Origin of the sequence: Micromonospora sp. CPM1 (assembly GCF_023896895.1) — a bacterium.
GTDB lineage: Bacteria > Actinomycetota > Actinomycetes > Mycobacteriales > Micromonosporaceae > Micromonospora > Micromonospora tulbaghiae.
Window position 1 is genome coordinate 17,289 of the sequence record NZ_JAMHIU010000035.1, and the last position, 18,609, is coordinate 35,897.

The following is an 18,609-nucleotide window of genomic DNA, read 5'->3' on the forward strand; positions in this document are numbered from 1 at the left end:
ATGACGGCTCTGGGCTCGCACCGGCCGGGGGCAGTGTGTTCAGCCGGGGGCTTCGTCGACGCGAGGAGGGGGCTGTGGACACTGGAGATCGCCTGCTGACACCGGGTGAGGTCGCTGCGCTGTTTCGGGTGGACCCGAAGACCGTGACCAGATGGGCAGCGGCCGGCCGGATCGGCAGTATCCGGACTCCAGGAGGGCACCGCCGGTTTCGGGAATCCGAGGTGCGGGCCCTGCTCGAGGGGGAGGGCATGCTGGACGAGGCGGAGGACATGGGCAAGGCCCGCAACATGGGCCCGACCGCTTCCACCGGCCCCGGACCGGCGAACGCCGGCATGTACTGAACGTGCGGGGCGCGGTCCGGCCGAGGGCCGCGCCCCGTACGTCGGCAACCGGGCCGGTCAGTCCGGATCCGCCTCCCGGCGACCGGCGGCCAGCTCGCCGGACCACCGCCGGAACAGCGTGTGCTCGACACCGAGCGCGTCGAGCACCTTCCCGGCCACGAAGTCCACGAGCTGCCCGGCGGACGCCGCCGCGCCGGCACCGTAGAAGCCCGGACTGGCCGGCAGCACCACCGCGCCGGCGTCGTGCAGCGCGATGAGATGTTCCAGGTGACTGCGGGTCACCGGCGTCTCCCGGGGCACCACGACGACCGGGCGGCGTTCCTTGAGGTTCACCTCGGCGGCGCGCTGGAGCAGATCCTTGGACAGCCCGATCGCGATGCCCGCACACGCGGCGGTGCTCGCGGGCACCACCGCCATGCCGCGTACCGGGTAGGAGCCGCTGCTCGGGCCCGCGGCCAGGTCACCGGCGGGCCAGTGCCGCAGGTCCGCGCCGGTGAGGTCGCGGTCGAGCCAGGCGGCCAGGTCCTCGGCCCAGTGCGCGTCCCGGAAGGGCCGGCCGGTCTCGTCCAGCACCGTCAACCGGGCCGCCCGGGAGACGATCAGGTCCACCGCCTGGCCGGCGTCGAGCAGGCCCCGGACGACAGCCGCCGCGTACGGCGTCCCGGACGCGCCGGAGACACCCACCACCCATGGTTCGCGCATGCCCTCAAGCGTGCCTGGTCGCCGCGGGCGGCGGGCGGCGACCCCCTTTCGGTCGGCCCGCCCGGGATGTCCAGAGGGTTCACGGAACGTCCCGCGACATGAAATTCTTCGACCGGCGATCCATTTCCACGGAGGGGCCGGTGATGACGGCGGCGGTGCTGCGGGCGCTCCGCTCCGACTGCCCGATCCCGCCCCGCCTCTCCCCGTACGCCGACGACGTGCAGGGCTGGCTGGTGGAACTCGTCGACCGGCTCGGCCTGCCGGCTGACCCGGCCACCCGCCGACGGCTGGCGCGGGCCGGCTTCGCCCGGTACGCCGGCCGGCTCTACCCGGACGCCACCGAGCCCGACCTGCGGGTGCTGACCGCGTTGTTCACCTGGTTCTTCCTCGTCGACGACGCCTGCGACGGGCGGGACGGGCTGACCCCGCCGCAGATCCGGGCGCTGCGTGACGGTGCGCTCGCGTTGCTGCGCGAGGGCCCGCGCGCCCGCCATCCGGGCTTCTCCGGCCCGCTGCGCCGTCTGCTGGTGCAGGCGTGGCGGGAGCCGCGCCGCCGGATGCCGGCCCGGTGGCGGCTGCGTTTCGCCGACGCGGTCGCCGACCACCTCGACGGGGTGTACCGGGAGGCCACCGCCACCACGTCCGGCCGCCCACCGGGCGTCGCCGAGTACGTGCGGCTGCGCCGGGCCACGTCGGCGGCGTACGTGTCGTACCCGCTGATCGAGTTCGCGTCCGGGCGTCCGCTGCCCGACGCGGTCTACCACCATCCGGCGCTGCGGCGGCTCGCCGGCCTCGCCAACGACCTGCTGTCCTGGTTCAACGACATCGCCTCGCTGGAGCGCGACCGGGCCACCGGCGGCGGGCACAACCTGGTGCTGGCGACGGCCGCCGAGCGGGGCGTGCCGGTGCCGGCCGCGGTCGACCTGGTCGCCGCGCACTGGCGTGCCGAGATGGACCGGTTCGCGGCGCTCCTGGCGGCGGCGCCGTCGTTCGGTCCGACGCTCGACGACGCGGTCGCCATCCACCTCGACGGCCTGGCCGCCGCCGTGCGCGGCACCGTCGACTGGACGCTGGAGAGCGCCCGCTACCCGGTCGCCGCGGCGTCCTGACCGGGGTGCGGCGGCCCGGTCGTCGCCGTTACGGCCGCAGGCCGAGCCGGATCACCAGGTCGAGCAGCGCGAGGACGAACAACGCGATGCCGACGAACCCGTTGGCGGTGAAGAACGCCCGGTTGACCTTGCTCAGGTCGGTGGGGCTGACCACCATGTGCTGGTAGGCGAAGGCGACAGCGGTCAGCGCCAGCCCGATCCACCACAGCCAGCCGAAGCCGACCCAGGCACCGAACCAGATGAACAGCGCGAACGTCACCACGTGCGCGACCGTGGAGGCGTGCAGCGCGAAGCGCAGCCCGTACCGGGCGGGGACGCTGTGCACGCCGATCTCGCGGTCCACGTCGGCGTCCTGGCAGGCGTAGATCAGGTCGAAGCCGCCGATCCAGAGGCCGACCGCGGCGCCCAGCAGCCAGGCCGGGCCGGAGCCGTCGAGCGTGCCGGTGACCGCCAGCCAGGCGCCGACCGGGCCGACCGCCTGGGCCACCCCGAGGATGGCGTGCGGCCAGTTCGTGAACCGCTTGCCGTACGGGTAGACCACGAGCGGCACCACGGCGAGCGGCGCGAGCACCAGGCAGAGCGGGTTGAGCAGGGCGGCGGCGGCCAGGAACACCACGAGCGCGACGGCCGCGCCGGTCCAGGCCGTCCGCACGCTCACCGCGCCGGTGACAAGTTCCCGGTTCGCGGTACGCGGGTTCCGCGCGTCGATCCGCCGGTCGAGGATCCGGTTCGCGGCCATGGCGAACGTCCGCGCGCCGACCATCGCCACGGTGATCAGCAGCAGGTCGAGCCAGCGCACCCGGCCGCCGTCGAGCTGCATGGCGGTCAGCGCCGACAGGTACGCGAACGGCAGCGCGAAGACCGAGTGCTCGATGGCGACGAGCTTGAGGAAGGACGAGACCCGGCCGGGCCGTTCCTGGACTGCCGCCGTCATCAGATCCCGTATTCCTTCCAGCGCTTGTCGACGAGCGAGACGACCTCGGGCGACATGCGCATCTCCTCCGGCCAGCCCCGGCTGTAGCCCTCCTCGGGCAGCTTGCGGGTCGCGTCGATGCCCGCCTTGCCACCCCAGAACTGCTGGTACGAGGCGTGGTCGAGGTGGTCCACCGGGCCTTCGGTGACCATCAGGTCGCGGGCGTAGTCGACGTTGCCGAAGGCGCGGAACGCGACCTCGTTGTAGTCGTGCACGTCGCAGTCCTCGTCCACGATCACGATCAGCTTGGTCAGCGACATCATGTGCGCGCCCCAGATCGCGTTCATGACCTTCTGCGCGTGCTTCGGGTAGCGCTTGCGGATCGACACGATCGCGCAGTTGTGGAAGACACCGGCGGCGGGCAGGTCGTAGTCGACGATGTCCGGGATGAGGAAGCGCAGCAGCGGCGCGAAGATCCGCTCGGTGGCCTTGCCGAGGCCGTGGTCCTCCTGCGGCGGCTGGGACGTGACGATCGAGTGGTAGACCGGGTCGCGCTGCATGGTCATGCACTCGATGTGCATCACCGGGAACGGCTCGACCGGCGTGTAGAAGCCGGTGTGGTCGCCGAACGGCCCCTCGGGCAGGCGCTCGCCCGGCTCGATGTAGCCCTCCAGCACGATCTGCGCGTGCGCCGGCACCTGCAACGGGACGGTCAGGCAGTCCACCATCTCGACCCGCTCACCGGCGAGGAACCCGGCGAACAGGTACTCGTCGATGTCGGCCGGCAGCGGCGCGCTGGCCGAGTACGCCACCACCGGGTCCGCGCCGATCGCGATCGCCACCGGCAGCCGCTGGCCGAGCCGCTCGGCGACCGCGTGGTGCGCGGTGGAGTTCTTGTGGATCTGCCAGTGCATGCCGATCGTGTTGTGGCTGTGCTGCTGGAGCCGGTAGAGCCCGAGGTTGCGCTTGCCGGTCTCCGGGTGCTTGGTGTGGGTCAGCCCGAAGTTGTGGAAGATCCCGCCGTCACCGGGCCACACCTGCAGGCCGGGCAGCCGGTTCAGGTCGACGTCGTCGCCCCGGTAGACCACCTGCTGGCAGGGGGCGGTCTTGACCTTCTTCGGCGGCATCGACTTGAGCTGCATGACCTTGCCCAGGCCGCCCATCATCCCGGAGAAGCCCTGCGGCAGCTCCGGCTTGAGCATGTCGCCGATCCGCTCGCCGATCTCGTCGAGGTGCTCCACCCCGAGCGCCATCGCCATCCGCTTCTCGGTGCCGAACAGGTTGATCGCCACCGGCATCTCACCCCGGGTGGGGCGCTCGAACAGCAGCGCGGGCCCGCCGGCCCGGACGGTGCGGGTGACGATCTCGCTGATCTCCAGCGTGGGGTCGACCGGCGCGCTCACCCGCCGCAGCTCGCCCGCACGCTCCAGCGCCGCGAGGAAGTCCTTCAGATCGGTGTACGGGAAGCGAGCCGCCATGCCCCCATCCTCCCGTACCCCCTTCCTCGGACCGGGCGCGCCCCCGGTCAACAGGGGGCGGGCGTCCAGGCGTACGCGGCCAGCGGCTCGTCGAGCGGCGCCTCGGTGAGCCGGTTGGCGAACGTGGAGATCGTGTACGTGCCGACGCCGAGCACCACGTCCAGCGCGTGCCGGGGCTGCCATCCGGCGGCGAGCAGGGCGTCCAGGTCGGCGTCGGGGACCGCGCCCCGGTGGTCGAGGACGGCGACGGTGAAGCGGCGCAGCGCCTCCAGCCGGGGGTCGGGCAGCGTCGTACCGGCACGCAGCGCCTCGATCAACTCGGGCGCGGCGGCGTGCCGGACGAGCGCCGCGGTGTGCATGGCCACGCAGAGGTGGCAGCCGTTGCGGGTGGCGACCGTCAGCACGACCACCTCGCGGGCAACCGGGTCGAGGTCGGTGGCCTCGAACGCGGCGTTGGCGGCGAGGAAGCCCTTGAGCAGTTCGGGCGAGCCGGCCATCAGGCCGACGGCGGCGGGCAGGTGGCCGAGCGAGCGGCGTACCCCGGCCATGACCGGGCGGGCGGCGGCGGGCGCGGTCTCCGGCTCGTACGTGGTGAAGCGGGACATGACAGGGCCCCTCTCGTAAGATAGTCAACGTGGTTGACGAAATAGTAAACGTGGTTGTCGAACATGGCAACGCCTGACCGCCCCGGCTTCGCGCTGCCGCTGCTCCTGCTCGCCGGCTTCCGTGCGCTGATCGACGACCTGCACGCCGAACTGGCCCGCCAGGGGCACCCCGAGCTGCGCCCCGCCCACGGCTTCGTCCTCCAAGCCGTCGGCCCGGCCGGCACCACCGCCTCCGACCTCGGGCAACGCCTCGGCGTCTCCAAGCAGGCAGCGGGCAAGACGGTGGACCGGCTGGTCGCGCTCGGCTACCTGGACCGCGTGGACGACCCCGCCGACGCCCGCCGCAAACTGGTCCGGATGACCGCGAAGGGCCGCGACGGGCTGCACCGCTCGGCGGTCGTCTTCGACGAACTACGCGACCGCTGGGCGGCCACGCTCGGCGCGGACCGGGTCGCCGCCATCGAGGACGACCTGCGCCGGATGGTCCCCGCCGACGTGTTCCGCCTCGACGTCCCCGGCTGGTTCGGCGGATGAATTCGTCACTGACAGCTCCGCCGGCGGCGGTTCATCATCGGCGGATGGATGACGCATACGTGGTGGGTGACCCCGACGGCCTCAGCCCGCTCCAGGCCGAGATCCGCGACGCGGTGGCCCGCGAGCTGCACGCCCAGTTCGCGCTCCGGGCGGACCGCCTCGAACTGGCCGACCTGCCCGAGGTTGCCTACCAGATCACGCGCCGGGTGGACGAGGTGCTGACCGCGCGCCCGACCACTACACCCCGGCGTACGAGTGCAGACCGGTGAAGAAGAAGTTCACGCCGAACAGGTTCATCATCACGGTCAGGAAGCCCACGATGGAGATCCAGGTGGCCACGTTGCGCTTCACGCTCGGCGTGGCCCGGGCGTGCAGGTAGCCCGCGTACACCACCCAGGAGATGAACGCCCAGGTCTCCTTCGGGTCCCAGCCCCAGGCACGACCCCAGGCCGCCTCGGCCCAGATCGCACCCGCGATCACCGCGAAGGTGAAGATCGGGAACGAGAAGGCGTGCAGCATGAAGGTCAGCCGCTCCAGCCCGGCCGCCTCCGGGAGGCGGCGGGCCAGGGTGTACGGGAAGCTGCGCCGCCCCTGCTCCCAGCCGGACCGCATCAGGTACGCGGCGGCGGGCACCACGCCCAGCAGGAAGATGCCCGAGGCGAAGATGATCGTCGAGACGTGGATGATGAACCACCACGACTGGAGCGCCGGCATCAGCGGCTCGATCGGCACGTAGAGCTTCAACTCGGCGAAGGCCAGCAGCAGCACCATGACCAGCGTCAGGAACAGCCCGAGCCGGCGCAGCCACGGCTGCTTCCAGAGCACCACGAGCCAGGCCGCCACACCGATCCAGGTGCCGGTCAGCACGAACTCGTACATGTTGCCCCAGGGCATCCGGTCGGCGGCGAGGCCCCGGGTGACCACGGCACCCAGGTGCACGGCGGCTGCCAGCACGGTGAGCCAGGCGGCGATCCGGCCGGCCAGCACGGCCCGCGCGCCGGTGCGGTCCGGGCGCGGCGGCGTCGCCGCGACGGCCGGCTCGTCGATCGTGCCGCCGCCTCCGCCGACGCCCGCGCCGACCAGCTCCCGCGCCGGCGCAGCCGCGGACACCTTCCGCGCGTTGCCCAGCGCGAACTCCACCGCATGGCTGATCATCGCGATCAGGTACGCCAGGATCGCGAACGCGACCAGCTGGTCGGAGAGTGCGGACATCAGTCGTCTCCTTCTCGCGCCCGCCGCGCGTCCGGCGCGTCGCCGCTCACCGCGGCGACGAGCTGCGCGAACTCGTCGGCGAACCCAGGGTGCTCGGTGCGCGGCAGCCCACCGGCCTCCACCAAACTACTACCGCTCGTCGGAGATCCGCCCTCGGGGGGCGAAACCCGGAACCAGACCCGGCGCCGCCGGGCGAACAGCGAGCCCATCAGGCCCAGCAGCAGCGTGCCGCTCGCCACCAGCAGCAACGTCTGCCCGGGCGCGTGCCGGACCGCGAGCGTGATGTACGGCTTGGTGCCGACGAACTCCAGCGTGCTGCCGTCGTCCAGGGTCCACTTCTCGCCCGGCCGCAGCAGCTTGGTGCCGATCTCCTTGAGCTTGCCGTCGTCGATCTGCCGCCGGTCCAGCGCGTAGACCGAGCCGGGGATGCCGGCGTCCAGCCCGAGGTTGCCCCGGTACGCGGTCAGGTTCACCGCCGGGTTCCGCTCGGCCGGGTACTGCGACGAGACGTACGGCGCGCTCTCCGGCGCGGTCGGCAGATAGAGCCCGTCGAAGGCGATCTGCTGGTCCGGGGCCCGCGCGCCGGTCTTCGGGTCGACGTTGGCGTCCGGGAAGATCGCCACGCCCTCCTCGGTCGCGTTGGAGTCCCCGGTACGCAGGAACGGCGCCTCGCTGGTCTGGCTGCGGCCGTACTTGTCGGTGTACTTCAGCAGCGGCGCGTAGCCGTTGCCGAGCAGGTAGACGTTCGCCGAGCCGAGCCGCAGCGGCGAGTTGACCGAGAACCCGGCGGTCCGTTCCGTGCCGCCCGGCTCGTCCACTGTCACCGTGGCCCAGTAGCGGGAGGCCAGCCCGGACGGCAGGTAGTCGGCCTCGAACTTCTCCAGCGTCAGGCAGAACGGCGGCAGGTCGGAGCTGTCCACGCGCGGGCCGAGCGACGCCTCGGCGTACTGCTGGCGGGTGTTGCAGAACGCGTTGTCCTCGCCGGCCACCAGGATGCGGTTGCCGTGCCATCCGTACCAGGAACCGAGCGCCACCCCGAGCAGGACGGCGACCAGCGACACGTGGAAGAGCAGGTTGCCGGTCTCCTTGAGGTAGCCCTTCTCGGCGGAGACCTCGTTGCCGCGCACGGTGACCCGCCACCGGCGGCGGCGCAGCACCGCCGCGATCGCCTCGGGGTCGGCGGCGGCCGGGGCCTCCAGCACCGCGTGCTGCGGCAGCCGGTCGAACCGCTTCGGCGCGGCCGGTGGCCTCATCCGCAGCGCGCGGACGTGGTCGCGGGCGCGGGGCAGGATGCAGCCGATCAGCGAGGTGAACAGCAGCAGGTAGATCGCGGAGAACCAGACCGAGCCGAAGACCTCGAACGCGCCGATCTGGTTCAGCCGGGGCGCGAGGTCGGGGTGGTCGACGAACCACTGGTTGACGCGTTCCGGGTTGACGCCGCGCTGGGGCAGCACCGAGCCGGGGATGGCCGCGATGGCGAGCAGGAACAGCAGGATCAGCGCGGTACGCATGCTGGTGAGCTGCCGCCACGAGTTGCGCAGCAGGGCCAGCACCGGGTTGACCCGCCGCCGGGGCGCCTGCGCGGGGGGCGACGGCCGGTCGTCGACGGTCGTCATCAGATGCTCACCTCGCCCACGCCCACGTTCGTCTGCAACCAGATCACCACGTTCACCCAGCCGCCGGTGATCAGCGCCAGGCCGATCGCGATCAGCAGCGCGCCGCCGATCCGGGTGACCCACCGGCTGTTGCGCCGGACGGCGCGGAACACCCCGAGCAGGCGCTGGAAGCCCAGCCCGAAGACGACGAACGGTATCCCCAACCCGAGGCAGTACGCCACGGCGAGCACCACGGCCCGGTCGGTCCCGCCCTCGGTGGCCGCCATGCCGAGCACCGCGCCGAGCGTCGGGCCGGTGCAGGGCAGCCAGCTCAGCGCGAAGACCGCGCCGAGCACCGGTGCTCCGAGCAGCCCGGCGGAGGGCAGCCAGCGGATGCGGAACTCCCGCTGCATGCCGGGGATCACCCCGAGGTAGCCGAGGCCGAGCACCACCACGAGCGCGCCGATGACGATCTCCAGCGTGCGCTCGTACCGGAAGAAGAGCTTGCCGACGCCGGAGAAGAGGATCGCGGTGGCGACGAACACGACGGTGAAGCCCGCGATGAACAGCAGCGTGCCGGCGAGCACCCGGCCCTTGACGGCGGCGGTGGTCCGGGCCTGCGTCCGTTCCGCCACGGCGACGCCGCCCCCGGTCGACGGTGGGTCCGGCGACTGCGGCGGGGCCGGGCGGCGGCCCTCCAGGTCGGTGCCGGCCAGGCCGGTCACGTACGACAGGTAGCCGGGCATCAGCGGGAGCACGCACGGCGACAGGAAGCTGACCAGTCCGGCCAGGGCGGCCGCGCCGACCGCGAGCAGCAGCGGGCCGGACTCGGCGAGCTGGCGGAACGTCTCGCCCATCAGCGGGAGCCGTTCGGCGGCGGCGACTCGCCGGCGATGTCCTCGACGATCGGCCGCAGCTCGTCCCGGGTGACGGCCCGGCGGATCACCACGGCGATCCGGCCCTCGCGGTCGAGCACGACGGTGGCCGGGGTGGTGTTCGGCGGGATGTCGAAGTTCAGCGCCTGCCGGCTGGCCGGGTCGAAGATGCTCGGGTACGTGACCCGGCCCTCCTCGAAGGCGATCGCCTTGTCCTTGCTGTCCTGCACGTTGATGCCGAGGAACGTCACGCCGGAGCCCTTGGTGGCCTGGTAGGTGGCCTCCAGGTCGTCCGCCTCGGCGCGGCAGGGCGCGCACCAGGAACCCCAGAAGTTGACCACGACGACCTGCCCGCGGTCGCGGGAGATGTCGTAGCTGCCGCCGGTGAGCAGCTCACCGCTCACCTTCGGCGTCTTGGACCGCTGGTCGGGGGCGCAGGTGACGGTGGAGCCGTCGGCCGCGCACCGGCTCTCCTGGCTGCCGGAGGAGCAGCCGACCAGCGCCGTACCGGCGGTCACGGCGGCGAGCAGGGCGGCGGCGAGCCTCCGGGTGAGCATCAGGCCCCCTTGGCCGTCCGGGCGGTCGGCGAGATCGACACGAGGTGGGCCGCCGGCTCGGAGTACCCGATGCCGACGATCTTGGCGCCGTCGAAGTGGAACGAGGTGAGGCTGGCCAGGCCGCACTGGCGGCGGCGCGGGTCGTGCCAGAGGCGCTTGCGCTCGACGTGCCGGCGCAGCGTCCAGATCGGGAGCTGGTGCGACACGAGCACCGCCTCCCGCCCCTCGGCGGCGACCCGGGCGGCGTGCAGCGCGGCGAACATGCGCTCGGCGATGGCCCGGTACGCCTCACCCCAGGACGGGGTCACCGGGTCGCGCAGCACCCACCAGTTGCGCGGGTCGCGGAACGATCCGTCACCCGGCGAGACCTTCTTGCCCTCGAACCAGTTCGCGCTCTCGATCAGCCGCTCGTCGACGCCGACGGAGAGGCCGAACTGCGCCGCGATCGGCTCGGCGGTCTGCTGGGCGCGCTCCAGCGGGCTGGCCACCACGTGCACGACGGTCCGGTCGGCGAGCGCCTGCGCCGCCGCCTTGGCCATCTGCACGCCCAGCTCGGAGAGGCGGAACCCGGGCAGGCGGCCGTAGAGGATGCCGTCCGGGTTGTACACCTCGCCGTGCCGCAGCACGTGCACCACGGTCTCCGCCATAGTTACCCCCCGCTTCCCGCCGCTGCCGCCGCCCGCGCCGCCACCGGAAGGGCGGCGGCGATCTGCTCCCACGCCGCGTCGTCGATCGCGGTCGAGACGAACCACGACTCGAACGCGCTCGGCGGCAGGTAGACGCCGGCGGCGAGCATCGCGTGGAAGAACGCCTTGAACGCCGGCACCACCTGGGTGCGGGCGCTGTCGTAGTCGTGCACGTCCGCGTCGGTGAAGAAGACCGAGAACATGTTGCCCGCGGTGGAGAGGCGGTGCGGCACGCCGGCCGCGGACAGCGCCTCGGTGGTGAGCTTGCCCAGCGCGGCGGCGGTCTCGTCGAGCCGCCGGTAGAGCGCGTCGTCGGCCAGCCGCAGCGTGGCCAGCCCGGCCGCGCAGGCCAGCGGGTTACCGGAGAGCGTGCCGGCCTGGTAGACCGGGCCGGCCGGGGCGAGCTTCGCCATGATCTCCGCGCGCCCGCCGAACGCCGCGGCGGGCAGGCCGCCACCCATGACCTTCCCGTACGTCCACAGGTCCGCGTCCGAGGGGTCGAGGCCGTGCCATCCGGCGCGGGACACCCGGAACCCGGTCATCACCTCGTCGACGATGAGCAGCGCGCCGTTCGCGTGGGCGATCCGGGCCAGCTCGGAGTTGAAGCCGTCGCGGGGCGCGATCACGCCCATGTTGCCGGCGGCGGCCTCGGTGATGATCGCGGCGATGTGCTGCCCCTCGGCGGCGAACGCCTCCTCGACCGCGCGGAGGTCGTTGTACGGCAGCACGATCGTGTCGCCGGCCGCCGCGCCGGTCACGCCGGGCGAGTCGGGCAGGCCGAACGTGGCCACGCCGGAGCCGGCGGCGGCGAGCAGCGCGTCCGAGTGGCCGTGGTAGCAGCCGGAGAACTTGATGATCTTGGAGCGGCCGGTGAAGCCGCGGGCCAGCCGGATCGCCGACATGGTCGCCTCGGTGCCGGAGTTGACCAGGCGGACCTGCTCCACCGGCGTCCGCGCGATGATCTCCTCGGCCAGGTCGACCTCACCCGGCGTCGGCGTACCGAAGCTGGTGCCGAGCGCCGCCGCCTCACGCAGCGCCTCCACCACCGCCGGGTGCGCGTGGCCGAGGATCAGCGGGCCCCAGGAGCAGACCAGGTCGACGTAGCGACGACCGTCGGCGTCGAAGAGCCACGGACCCTCCCCCCGGACCATGAAGCGCGGGGTGCCGCCGACGGCACGGAACGCGCGCACGGGAGAGTTGACCCCGCCGGGCACGACGGCCTTGGCGCGGTCGAACAGGGCCTCGGAGGCCGGAGCGTCGGCCGGGTAGCGGCCGGATCCGGCGGAAAAGGTCTCGGTCACGATGGGGCCATTGTGTCAGCGCCGGAGTGCTGCCTGGCAGGCACCCCGCGACGGGCGTAACCAGGCTCACCCGCCTGAGCGGCGCGACGGCCGACGGCGATCCGCTCGACAGGCCCGTCGGTCGAGATCGCGATAGGCTGACCGGGTGGATCGTGCCGAACTGTCCATCACCGTACACCGGACGGGTGACGAAGCCGTGCTTCGCCTGGCCGGTGAGATCGACATGCTCACGGCCGCCCAGCTCTCGACGGTGGTCAACGAGGTGCTGGCGGATCCGCCCCCGCGCATCGTGCTCGACCTGGCCGGGGTCACGTTCTGCGACTCGCAGGGCCTCGGCACGCTCGTGGTGCTCAGCCGCAAGGCCAGTCACACCCAGTGCCTGCTGATGCTCACCAACGTCGGTGACTTCCTGATCCGCGTCCTGGACATCACCGGCCTCCGCAGCGCCCTGATGATCCGCAACGAAGCCACCCCCTGACCTCCGGACCCCTCCCCCGCGATCTTGCACTTGCGGCCCTCGACCGGGGTGATTCACCCCTTTCGCCGGGGCCACAAGTGCAAGATCAACGCCGCTAGAGGACGGGGAGATCGCGGCGGCGGAACGTCAGCAGGCCGGCTGTGGCCAGGGTCACCGCCAGGGCCGTCAGCACGTAGAGCGGGGTGGGGGTCCAGGCGTCGCGCAGCACCTGCGGGGTGTGCGTGAACGGGGACACGTCCAGCAGCCACTGGTCCAGCTCCAGCACGGCGCCGAGCTGCCCGAGCAGCACGCAGACCGCCAGCACCACCCACGCGGCGGACGCGAGCCGGGGCAGCAGGCCGTAGAGCAGCACGGCGAGCCCGGCCAGCACCCACGCGGCCGGCACCTGGGCCAGGCCGGCGGCGAACATCCGGCCCAGTTGCCGGGGCACGTCACCGGTGCTCAGCCCGTACGTCAGGCCGGTCGTCAGCCCGGTCACCGCGAGCACCACCACCGGGCCGAGCAGCGCGAACGCCACGTGCGACAGCAGCCAGGTCGAGCGCCGCGTCCCGGTGGCGAGCACCGGCTCCGCGTGCCCGGCGGACTCCTCGGCGCGCATCCGTAGCGCGGCCTGGATGCCGTACCCGGCCGCGGCCAGCCCGGCCAGGCTCAGCGTGACCCCCAGGTACGCGTCGGCCATCCCGGACGCCCCGCCGAGCCGGGCCACGATCTCCTCCATCCGCGGGCTCCCCTCGACGGACCGGCCGGCCGCCTCGGCCGCACCACCGAGGATCAGCCCGAGCAGGCCGAACCCGACCGACCACCAGAGGATCTGCCCCCGGTGCAGCCGCCAGGCCAGCCCGAACGGACCGGACAGGGCGCCGCCCGCAGTGGCCGGGCCGAGCCGGGGCGGCAGCACGCCCGCGCCCAGGTCGCGGCGGACCGAGATCGGGTACGCGAGCGCGGCGAGCAGCACCGTGGCGGCGATCGGCAGCAGCAGCACCCACCACCGCTCCCCCTCGTACGGCCGGACGCGGGCGGCCCAGCCCAGCGGGGACAGCCAGCTCGGCCAGTCGTTGCCGGCGGTGTCCCCGGCCAGGCGCAGCCCGAACGCGGCGCCGAGACCGGCGAGGCCGATGCCCCGCGCCCCGCCGGCGGTCTCGGTGAGCTGGGCGGCCAGCCCGCCGAGCGTCGCGAAGACCACGCCGGTCAGCACGGTGACCAGCCCGTACGCGACCGACCCGCCCACCGGCAGCCCGGTCGAGACCAAGCCGGCGGCGGTGAGCAACCCGAGCACCAGCCCGGCCGCGTACGTGACGAGCAGCGCGGCGGTCAGCCCGGCGTGCCGCCCGAGCACGCTCCCGCCGAGCAGTTCCCGCCGCCCGGCCTCCTCCTCGGTGCGGGTGTGCCGGATGACCGTGAGCAGGCTCGCCAGCGCGACGATGAGCAGCAGGAAGCCGCTGCGCTGGGCGGTCAGCCCGCCGACGCTGTCGCCGTACGCCGGGCCGAGCAGCGCGACGATCGACGGGTTGCGGGCGGTGCCCTCCAGGTACGCGGCCCGCTCGGCGGCGGTCGGGAACAGTTCGAAGTAGCTGGCCGCGTACGTCATCGGCAGCACCGCGAGGATCAGCACCCACAGCGGCAGCAGGAGGCGGTCCCGGCGCAGGATCAGCCGGACCAGGTGACGGGTGCCGGTGAGCGCACTCATGACCGGTCCGCCGTCTCGGAGGGCGCCACGTCGGAGGAGGGCGCCACGCCGGAGGAGGGCGCCGTCTCGTAGTGCCGCAGGAACAGTTCCTCCAGCGTGGGCGGCGTGCTGACCAGGCTGCGTACCCCCAACTCGGTGAGCCGGCGCAGCGCGGCGTCGAGCGACGCGGTGTCCACGTCGAAGCGGACCCGCTGCCCGTCCACCCGCAGGTCGTGCACGCCGGGCAGGTCGGCCAGGCCGTCCAGCGGCGCGGCGACCTCGGCGTCGATCGCGGTGCGGTGCAGGTGGCGCAGGTCGCCGAGCGTGCCGGACTCCACGGTCCGGCCGGCCCGGATGATCGTCACCCGGTCGCAGAGCGCCTCCACCTCGGCCAGGATGTGGCTGGAGAGCAGCACCGTGCGCCCGTCCTGCCGGGCCCGGCGGACCCAGTGCTGGAAGACCTCCTCCATCAGCGGGTCGAGCCCGGAGGTGGGCTCGTCGAGGATGAGCAGCTCGACGTCGGAGGCGAGCGCGGCGACCAGGCCGACCTTCTGCCGGTTGCCCTTGGAGTAGGTGCGGCCCTTCTTGCGCGGGTCCAGCTCGAACGACTCCAGCAGCTCGGCACGGCGTCTCGGGTCGAGCCCGCCGCGCAGCCGGCCGAGCAGGTCGATCACCTCGCCGCCGCTGAGGCCGGGCCAGAGCGTGACGTCGCCGGGCACGTACGCGAGGCGGCGGTGCAGTGCCACCGCGTCCCGCCAGGGGTCGCCGCCCAGCAGCCGGACGGCCCCCGCGTCCGCCCGCAGCAGGCCGAGCAGCACCCGGATGGTGGTCGACTTGCCGGAGCCGTTCGGGCCCAGGAAGCCGTGCACCTCTCCGGTGCGGACGGTCAGGTCGAGCCCGTCGAGGGCCCGGGTGCGGCCGAAGGTCTTCACCAGGCCGGACACATCGATTGCCGTTTCCATGCTTCAGAAGCTACGCTCGTTTCACAAACTTGTGAAGACTGTACGATCACGGGGTGAGTGTCGAGGAGCCGACCATGAACGTGCCGCCGCACCACGACGAGGAAGAGGTCCACCTCTTCGTCGAGCGGATGGCGATGGCCTTCGCCGACGTGGGCTTCCCCCGGATGGCCGCCCGGGTCCTGTTCACCGTGATGAGCGCCGACGACCCGCTCACCGCGGGCGAGATCGCCGAACGGCTCGGCGTCAGCGCGGCGGCCGTCAGCGGCGCGGTGCGCTACCTGACCCAGTTCGCCATGCTGGTCCGCGAGCCGGTCAAGGGCTCCCGGCGCGACCGCTACCGGATGCCCGAAAACCCGTGGTACGAGGCGACCATCACCAAGACCACGCTCTACAAGAACTTCATCGACATCGCCGCCGGCGGGGTCGACGCGCTGCACGGGCGGAGCACCCCGGCCGGTGAACGGGTCGCCGAGATGCGCGACTTCTTCCTCTTCGTACAGGAGGAACTGGAGTCGCTCGGCGACCGCTGGCGGGCCCGGCGGGCCGCGACCGGGCACGGCGGCCCGGCCGGCGGCTGAACCGTCAGCGGGTGTTGCCCCAGCGCGCCTGCTCCAGCAGCTCCACCGCGCGGTCCCGGGCCGACGGGTCGTCGTCGGCGCGCAGCAGCGCTGTCGCCTCGTCCACCGCGTCGGTCAGGTGCCGCCACTGGAGATCCCGCTCCCGCACCAGGTCCGACTGGGCGGCGAGCTGCCGCGTCTTCACCCACAGGTCGACGAAGACGGTCACCTTCGCCCGCAGCACCCACGGGTCGAACGGCTTGGTCAGGTAGTCGACCGCGCCGGCCGCGTAGCCGCGCAGCGCGAGCTGCGCGTCCTTGTCCGCGGCGGTCAGGAAGATGATCGGTACGTGCCGGGTGCGCTCACGCCGCTTGATGTGGGTGGCCGTCTCGAAGCCGTCCATGTCCGGCATCTGGGCGTCCAGCAGGATCACCGCGAAGTCGTCCACCAGGAGCTGTTTGAGCGCCGCCTCGCCGCTCTCCACCGCGACCGACTGCACCGGGAGACCCTGGAGGATCGCCTCCAGCGCCATCAGGTTCTCCCGCCGGTCGTCCACCAGCAGGGCCTTGGCCGTCTGCGTCACGCGTTCTCCTCGCCTCGGCTCCGGCCGATCCAGGACGCCATCAGTTCGATCAGCTCGTCCAGGTCCACCGGCTTGGTGATGTAGTCGCTGCCGCCGGCGCCGAGCGCCGACTCCCGGTCACCGGGCATCGCCTTCGCGGTCAGGAACACGACCGGCAGGTCCGCGAACCGGTGGTTGCGGCGGATCTGCGCGGTCGTCTCGTACCCGTCCTGGTCCGGCATCATGGCGTCCATCAGGACGATGTCCACCTCCGGGTGCTCGGCGAGCTGGCGGACGCCGTCCGCCCCGTTGTCCGAGTACAACACGGTCATCCCGTGCAGTTCCAACGCGGACGTCAGCGCGAACACGTTCCGCACGTCGTCGTCGATGATCAGCACGGTCACGCCGTCCAGGCGCCGGGTCGCGGGCGTCTCCTGCGGCTGCGGCAGCTCCATCGGCATGAGCAGCGAAGACGGCAGGCCCGCGCGGCTCGGCGACGGTGGCGCCGGCGCCACCACCGCGTCCGGCGCCAGCACATCGGGTACGAAGAGAGTGAACGTCGAACCCTGACCGGGCGCGGACGAGACGGTGATCGTGCCACCGAGCAGGCGGGCCAGGTCACGGCTGATGGACAGCCCGAGGCCGGTGCCGCCGTAGCGCCGGCTGGTGGTGCCGTCCGCCTGCTGGAACGCCTCGAAGATCAGCGACAGCTTGTCGTCGGAGATCCCGATGCCGGTGTCGATCACGGTGAACGCGATCACCCGTTGCGCGTTCGTCAGCGCCGGCACGTCGAAGACGGCGTTCTCCGCCGCCGGGCCGATGCGCAGCGTCACGGCGCCGTTGTCGGTGAACTTCACCGCGTTGGACAGCAGGTTGCGCAGGATCTGCTGCAACCGCTGGGCGTCGGTGACCAGCGCGGGCGGCAGGTCTTGGCTCACCCGTACCTGGAAGTCCAGGCCCTTCTCCTCGGCCTGCGGCGCGAACGCCTGCTCCACGTAACCGCGGATCTCGGCGAACTGGATCTCGGTGGGCTCCACGTCCATCCGGCCCGCCTCGATCTTGGACAGGTCGAGGATGTCGTCGATCAGCGACAGCAGGTCCGACCCGGCGCCGTGGATGGTCCGGGCGAACTCGATCTGCTTCGCGCTGAGGTTGCGCTCCGGGTTCTCGGCGAGCAGCCGCGCCAGCAGGAGCAGCGAGTTCAGCGGCGTACGCAGCTCGTGGCTCATGTTCGCCAGGAACTCCGACTTGTACGCCGACGCGCGGGTGAGCTGCTGCGCCTTCTCCTCCAGGCCGAGGCGGGCCAGCTCGATCTCCCGGTTCTGCGTCTCGATGTTGGCCTTCTGCTCGGACAGGAGCTTCGCCTTGTCCTCCAGCTCGGCGTTGGTGCGCTGCAACTCGGCCGACTGGTCCTGCATCTCGTGCGCCAGCCGCTGCGACTGCGCCAGCAGCTCCTCCGTACGCCGGTTGGCCTGGATGGTGTTGACCGCGACGCCGATGGTGAGCACCAGCCGCTCCAGGAACGCCAGATGCAGCTCCGAGAACGTGGCCACGCCGGCGAACTCGATCACGCCGAGCAGCTCGCCCTCGAACTGGACCGGCAGCACCACCAGGTCGGCCGGGGGCGTGTCGGCCAGCCCGGACCGTACGACGAGGCGCCCGTCCGGCTGCGCCTTGACCCGGATCGTCCGGCGCGACAGGGCGGCCTGGCCCACCAGCCCCTCACCCGGGCCGAACGTGACGTCGTGGCCGCGTGCCACGTACCCGTAGGAGGCGGTGAGCCGCAACCGCATGCTGCCCTCGGAGCTGTCCGCCAGGAAGAACGCGCCGAGCTGCGCGTCCACCAGCGGGGTCACCTCCTGCATGATCATGCGGCAGACCTCGCCCAGGTCGCGCTGGCCCTGGAGCAGACCGCCGATCCGGGCCAGGTTCGAGTCGAGCCAGCCCTGCTCGGCGTTCTTCTTGGTCGTCTCCCGGAGGGTGACGATCATCTGGTTGATGTTGTCCTTCAGCTCGGCGACCTCGCCCTGCGCCTTCACGTTGATCCGCTGGGTGAGGTCGCCGCGGGTCACCGACGTGGAGACCTGCGCGATGGCGCGCAACTGCGTGGTCAGGGTCGAGGCGAGCTGGTTGACGTTCTCGGTGAGGTCGCGCCACGTGCCGGAGACGCCCTTGACCTGGGCCTGACCACCCAGCTTGCCCTCGGTACCCACCTCACGGGCCACGCGCGTGACCTCGTCGGCGAACGAGGAGAGCTGGTCCACCATCGTGTTGACTGTGTTCTTCAGCTCCAGGATCTCGCCCTGCGCGTCGACTGTGATCTTCTGGCCCAGGTCGCCGTTCGCCACGGCGGTGGTGACCGACGCGATGTTCCGCACCTGGCTGGTCAGGTTCGACGCCATCGAGTTCACGTTGTCGGTCAGGTCACGCCACGTACCCGAGACGCCCTTGACCTGGGCCTGACCACCCAGCTTGC

At 72.3% G+C, this 18,609-nt stretch carries 20 protein-coding genes; 6 read left to right on the forward strand and 14 right to left on the reverse strand.

From position 1 onward, the window contains the following. The first annotated feature begins 74 nt into the window (after positions 1 to 74). On the forward strand, positions 75 to 341 hold the full coding sequence (locus tag M8C11_RS28005) for a BldC family transcriptional regulator (protein WP_013473529.1): 267 nt from the start codon (positions 75 to 77) through the stop codon (positions 339 to 341). Between the two features lie 57 nt (positions 342 to 398). On the opposite strand, the gene M8C11_RS28010 is transcribed toward M8C11_RS28005, so the two are convergent. Then, positions 399 to 1,043: a UbiX family flavin prenyltransferase gene (locus M8C11_RS28010; protein ID WP_047891631.1), complete on the reverse strand. Its 645-nt coding sequence runs from the start codon at positions 1,041 to 1,043 to the stop codon at positions 399 to 401. Positions 1,044 to 1,186: 143 nt separating this feature from the next. Between M8C11_RS28010 and M8C11_RS28015 the strand changes: the two genes are divergently transcribed. Continuing rightward, positions 1,187 to 2,152, forward strand: a complete 966-nt coding sequence (locus M8C11_RS28015) for a terpene synthase (protein ID WP_252454351.1) — start codon at positions 1,187 to 1,189, stop codon at positions 2,150 to 2,152. Between the two features lie 28 nt (positions 2,153 to 2,180). On the opposite strand, the gene mqnP is transcribed toward M8C11_RS28015, so the two are convergent. From mqnP to M8C11_RS28030, 3 genes are read right to left on the reverse strand one after another with little or no spacing between them, the layout of a single operon-like run. Next, the gene (gene mqnP / locus M8C11_RS28020; RefSeq protein WP_252454353.1) at positions 2,181 to 3,086 is read right to left on the reverse strand and encodes a menaquinone biosynthesis prenyltransferase MqnP; all 906 of its coding nucleotides are present in this window, start codon (positions 3,084 to 3,086) and stop codon (positions 2,181 to 2,183) included. After that, complete coding sequence (locus tag M8C11_RS28025; protein ID WP_030273542.1) at positions 3,086 to 4,543, reverse strand: menaquinone biosynthesis decarboxylase; 1,458 nt, start codon at positions 4,541 to 4,543, stop codon at positions 3,086 to 3,088. The genes mqnP and M8C11_RS28025 overlap by 1 nt, the downstream gene beginning before the upstream one ends. 47 nt (positions 4,544 to 4,590) lie before the next feature. Next, entirely contained in the window at positions 4,591 to 5,148 is a 558-nt protein-coding gene (locus tag M8C11_RS28030; RefSeq protein ID WP_252454355.1) for a carboxymuconolactone decarboxylase family protein, read from the reverse strand. A 63-nt stretch (positions 5,149 to 5,211) separates the two neighbouring features. Between M8C11_RS28030 and M8C11_RS28035 the strand changes: the two genes are divergently transcribed. Both M8C11_RS28035 and M8C11_RS28040 read left to right on the forward strand, forming a co-directional pair. Continuing rightward, on the forward strand, positions 5,212 to 5,682 hold the full coding sequence (locus M8C11_RS28035) for a MarR family winged helix-turn-helix transcriptional regulator (protein ID WP_135242852.1): 471 nt from the start codon (positions 5,212 to 5,214) through the stop codon (positions 5,680 to 5,682). Between the two features lie 44 nt (positions 5,683 to 5,726). Beyond that, positions 5,727 to 5,951, forward strand: coding sequence for a hypothetical protein (locus tag M8C11_RS28040; protein WP_252454357.1), 225 nt, complete (start codon positions 5,727 to 5,729; stop codon positions 5,949 to 5,951). Here the strand turns inward: M8C11_RS28040 and ccsB are convergent. The 6 genes from ccsB to hemL are packed head-to-tail and all read right to left on the reverse strand — an operon-like array spanning position 5,920 to position 11,908. Continuing rightward, complete coding sequence (gene ccsB / locus M8C11_RS28045; protein ID WP_135242850.1) at positions 5,920 to 6,894, reverse strand: c-type cytochrome biogenesis protein CcsB; 975 nt, start codon at positions 6,892 to 6,894, stop codon at positions 5,920 to 5,922. The two genes, M8C11_RS28040 and ccsB, sit on opposite strands and share 32 nt — an antisense overlap. Further along, positions 6,894 to 8,510: a cytochrome c biogenesis protein ResB gene (locus M8C11_RS28050; protein WP_252454359.1), complete on the reverse strand. Its 1,617-nt coding sequence runs from the start codon at positions 8,508 to 8,510 to the stop codon at positions 6,894 to 6,896. Before M8C11_RS28050 ends, ccsB begins: the two co-directional genes overlap by 1 nt. Continuing rightward, a complete protein-coding gene (locus tag M8C11_RS28055) occupies positions 8,510 to 9,346 on the reverse strand; it encodes a cytochrome c biogenesis CcdA family protein (RefSeq protein WP_135242848.1) in 837 nt (278 codons plus the stop codon). The genes M8C11_RS28050 and M8C11_RS28055 overlap by 1 nt, the downstream gene beginning before the upstream one ends. Next, positions 9,346 to 9,921, reverse strand: coding sequence for a TlpA disulfide reductase family protein (locus M8C11_RS28060; RefSeq protein WP_135242847.1), 576 nt, complete (start codon positions 9,919 to 9,921; stop codon positions 9,346 to 9,348). The genes M8C11_RS28055 and M8C11_RS28060 overlap by 1 nt, the downstream gene beginning before the upstream one ends. Continuing rightward, on the reverse strand, positions 9,921 to 10,568 hold the full coding sequence (locus M8C11_RS28065; protein ID WP_116503393.1) for a histidine phosphatase family protein: 648 nt from the start codon (positions 10,566 to 10,568) through the stop codon (positions 9,921 to 9,923). Before M8C11_RS28065 ends, M8C11_RS28060 begins: the two co-directional genes overlap by 1 nt. A gap of 2 nt (positions 10,569 to 10,570) precedes the next feature. After that, complete coding sequence (gene hemL, locus M8C11_RS28070) at positions 10,571 to 11,908, reverse strand: glutamate-1-semialdehyde 2,1-aminomutase (protein WP_128137298.1); 1,338 nt, start codon at positions 11,906 to 11,908, stop codon at positions 10,571 to 10,573. 145 nt (positions 11,909 to 12,053) lie between these two features. Here hemL and M8C11_RS28075 point away from each other — a divergent pair, with 145 nt between their 5' ends. Then, a complete protein-coding gene (locus M8C11_RS28075; RefSeq protein ID WP_013283540.1) occupies positions 12,054 to 12,386 on the forward strand; it encodes an STAS domain-containing protein in 333 nt (110 codons plus the stop codon). A gap of 94 nt (positions 12,387 to 12,480) precedes the next feature. Here the strand turns inward: M8C11_RS28075 and M8C11_RS28080 are convergent, their stop codons facing one another. Next, entirely contained in the window at positions 12,481 to 14,073 is a 1,593-nt protein-coding gene (locus M8C11_RS28080) for an ABC transporter permease (protein ID WP_252454361.1), read from the reverse strand. Further along, positions 14,070 to 15,014 carry an ABC transporter ATP-binding protein gene (locus tag M8C11_RS28085; RefSeq protein WP_252454363.1) on the reverse strand — a complete coding sequence of 315 codons (945 nt, stop codon included), beginning with the start codon at positions 15,012 to 15,014 and terminating at the stop codon, positions 14,070 to 14,072. The genes M8C11_RS28080 and M8C11_RS28085 overlap by 4 nt, the downstream gene beginning before the upstream one ends. Positions 15,015 to 15,067: 53 nt before the next feature. On the opposite strand from M8C11_RS28085, the gene M8C11_RS28090 reads away from it, so the two are divergent. Next, on the forward strand, positions 15,068 to 15,592 hold the full coding sequence (locus M8C11_RS28090) for a GbsR/MarR family transcriptional regulator (protein WP_252454365.1): 525 nt from the start codon (positions 15,068 to 15,070) through the stop codon (positions 15,590 to 15,592). 4 nt (positions 15,593 to 15,596) lie between these two features. Here M8C11_RS28090 and M8C11_RS28095 read toward each other — a convergent pair whose 3' ends face one another. Then, entirely contained in the window at positions 15,597 to 16,154 is a 558-nt protein-coding gene (locus M8C11_RS28095) for a two-component system response regulator (RefSeq protein WP_013473514.1), read from the reverse strand. Next, positions 16,151 to 18,609 (reverse strand): ATP-binding protein (locus M8C11_RS28100; RefSeq protein ID WP_252454367.1); only part of this gene is annotated, 2,459 nt, incomplete at its 5' end. The genes M8C11_RS28100 and M8C11_RS28095, both read right to left, overlap by 4 nt.

Bases quoted from the DNA above. Each gene is read 5' to 3' on its own strand.
- M8C11_RS28010 (WP_047891631.1), bottom strand. From the start codon at position 1,043: ATGCGCGAACCATGGGTGGTGGGTGTCTCCGGCGCGTCCGGGACGCCG.
- M8C11_RS28015 (WP_252454351.1), top strand. From the start codon at position 1,187: ATGACGGCGGCGGTGCTGCGGGCGCTCCGCTCCGACTGCCCGATCCCG.
- mqnP (WP_252454353.1), bottom strand. From the start codon at position 3,086: ATGACGGCGGCAGTCCAGGAACGGCCCGGCCGGGTCTCGTCCTTCCTC.
- M8C11_RS28025 (WP_030273542.1), bottom strand. From the start codon at position 4,543: ATGGCGGCTCGCTTCCCGTACACCGATCTGAAGGACTTCCTCGCGGCG.
- M8C11_RS28030 (WP_252454355.1), bottom strand. From the start codon at position 5,148: ATGTCCCGCTTCACCACGTACGAGCCGGAGACCGCGCCCGCCGCCGCC.
- M8C11_RS28035 (WP_135242852.1), top strand. From the start codon at position 5,212: ATGGCAACGCCTGACCGCCCCGGCTTCGCGCTGCCGCTGCTCCTGCTC.
- M8C11_RS28040 (WP_252454357.1), top strand. From the start codon at position 5,727: ATGGATGACGCATACGTGGTGGGTGACCCCGACGGCCTCAGCCCGCTC.
- ccsB (WP_135242850.1), bottom strand. From the start codon at position 6,894: ATGTCCGCACTCTCCGACCAGCTGGTCGCGTTCGCGATCCTGGCGTAC.
- M8C11_RS28050 (WP_252454359.1), bottom strand. From the start codon at position 8,510: ATGACGACCGTCGACGACCGGCCGTCGCCCCCCGCGCAGGCGCCCCGG.
- M8C11_RS28055 (WP_135242848.1), bottom strand. From the start codon at position 9,346: ATGGGCGAGACGTTCCGCCAGCTCGCCGAGTCCGGCCCGCTGCTGCTC.
- M8C11_RS28060 (WP_135242847.1), bottom strand. From the start codon at position 9,921: ATGCTCACCCGGAGGCTCGCCGCCGCCCTGCTCGCCGCCGTGACCGCC.
- M8C11_RS28065 (WP_116503393.1), bottom strand. From the start codon at position 10,568: ATGGCGGAGACCGTGGTGCACGTGCTGCGGCACGGCGAGGTGTACAAC.
- M8C11_RS28080 (WP_252454361.1), bottom strand. From the start codon at position 14,073: ATGAGTGCGCTCACCGGCACCCGTCACCTGGTCCGGCTGATCCTGCGC.
- M8C11_RS28085 (WP_252454363.1), bottom strand. From the start codon at position 15,014: ATGGAAACGGCAATCGATGTGTCCGGCCTGGTGAAGACCTTCGGCCGC.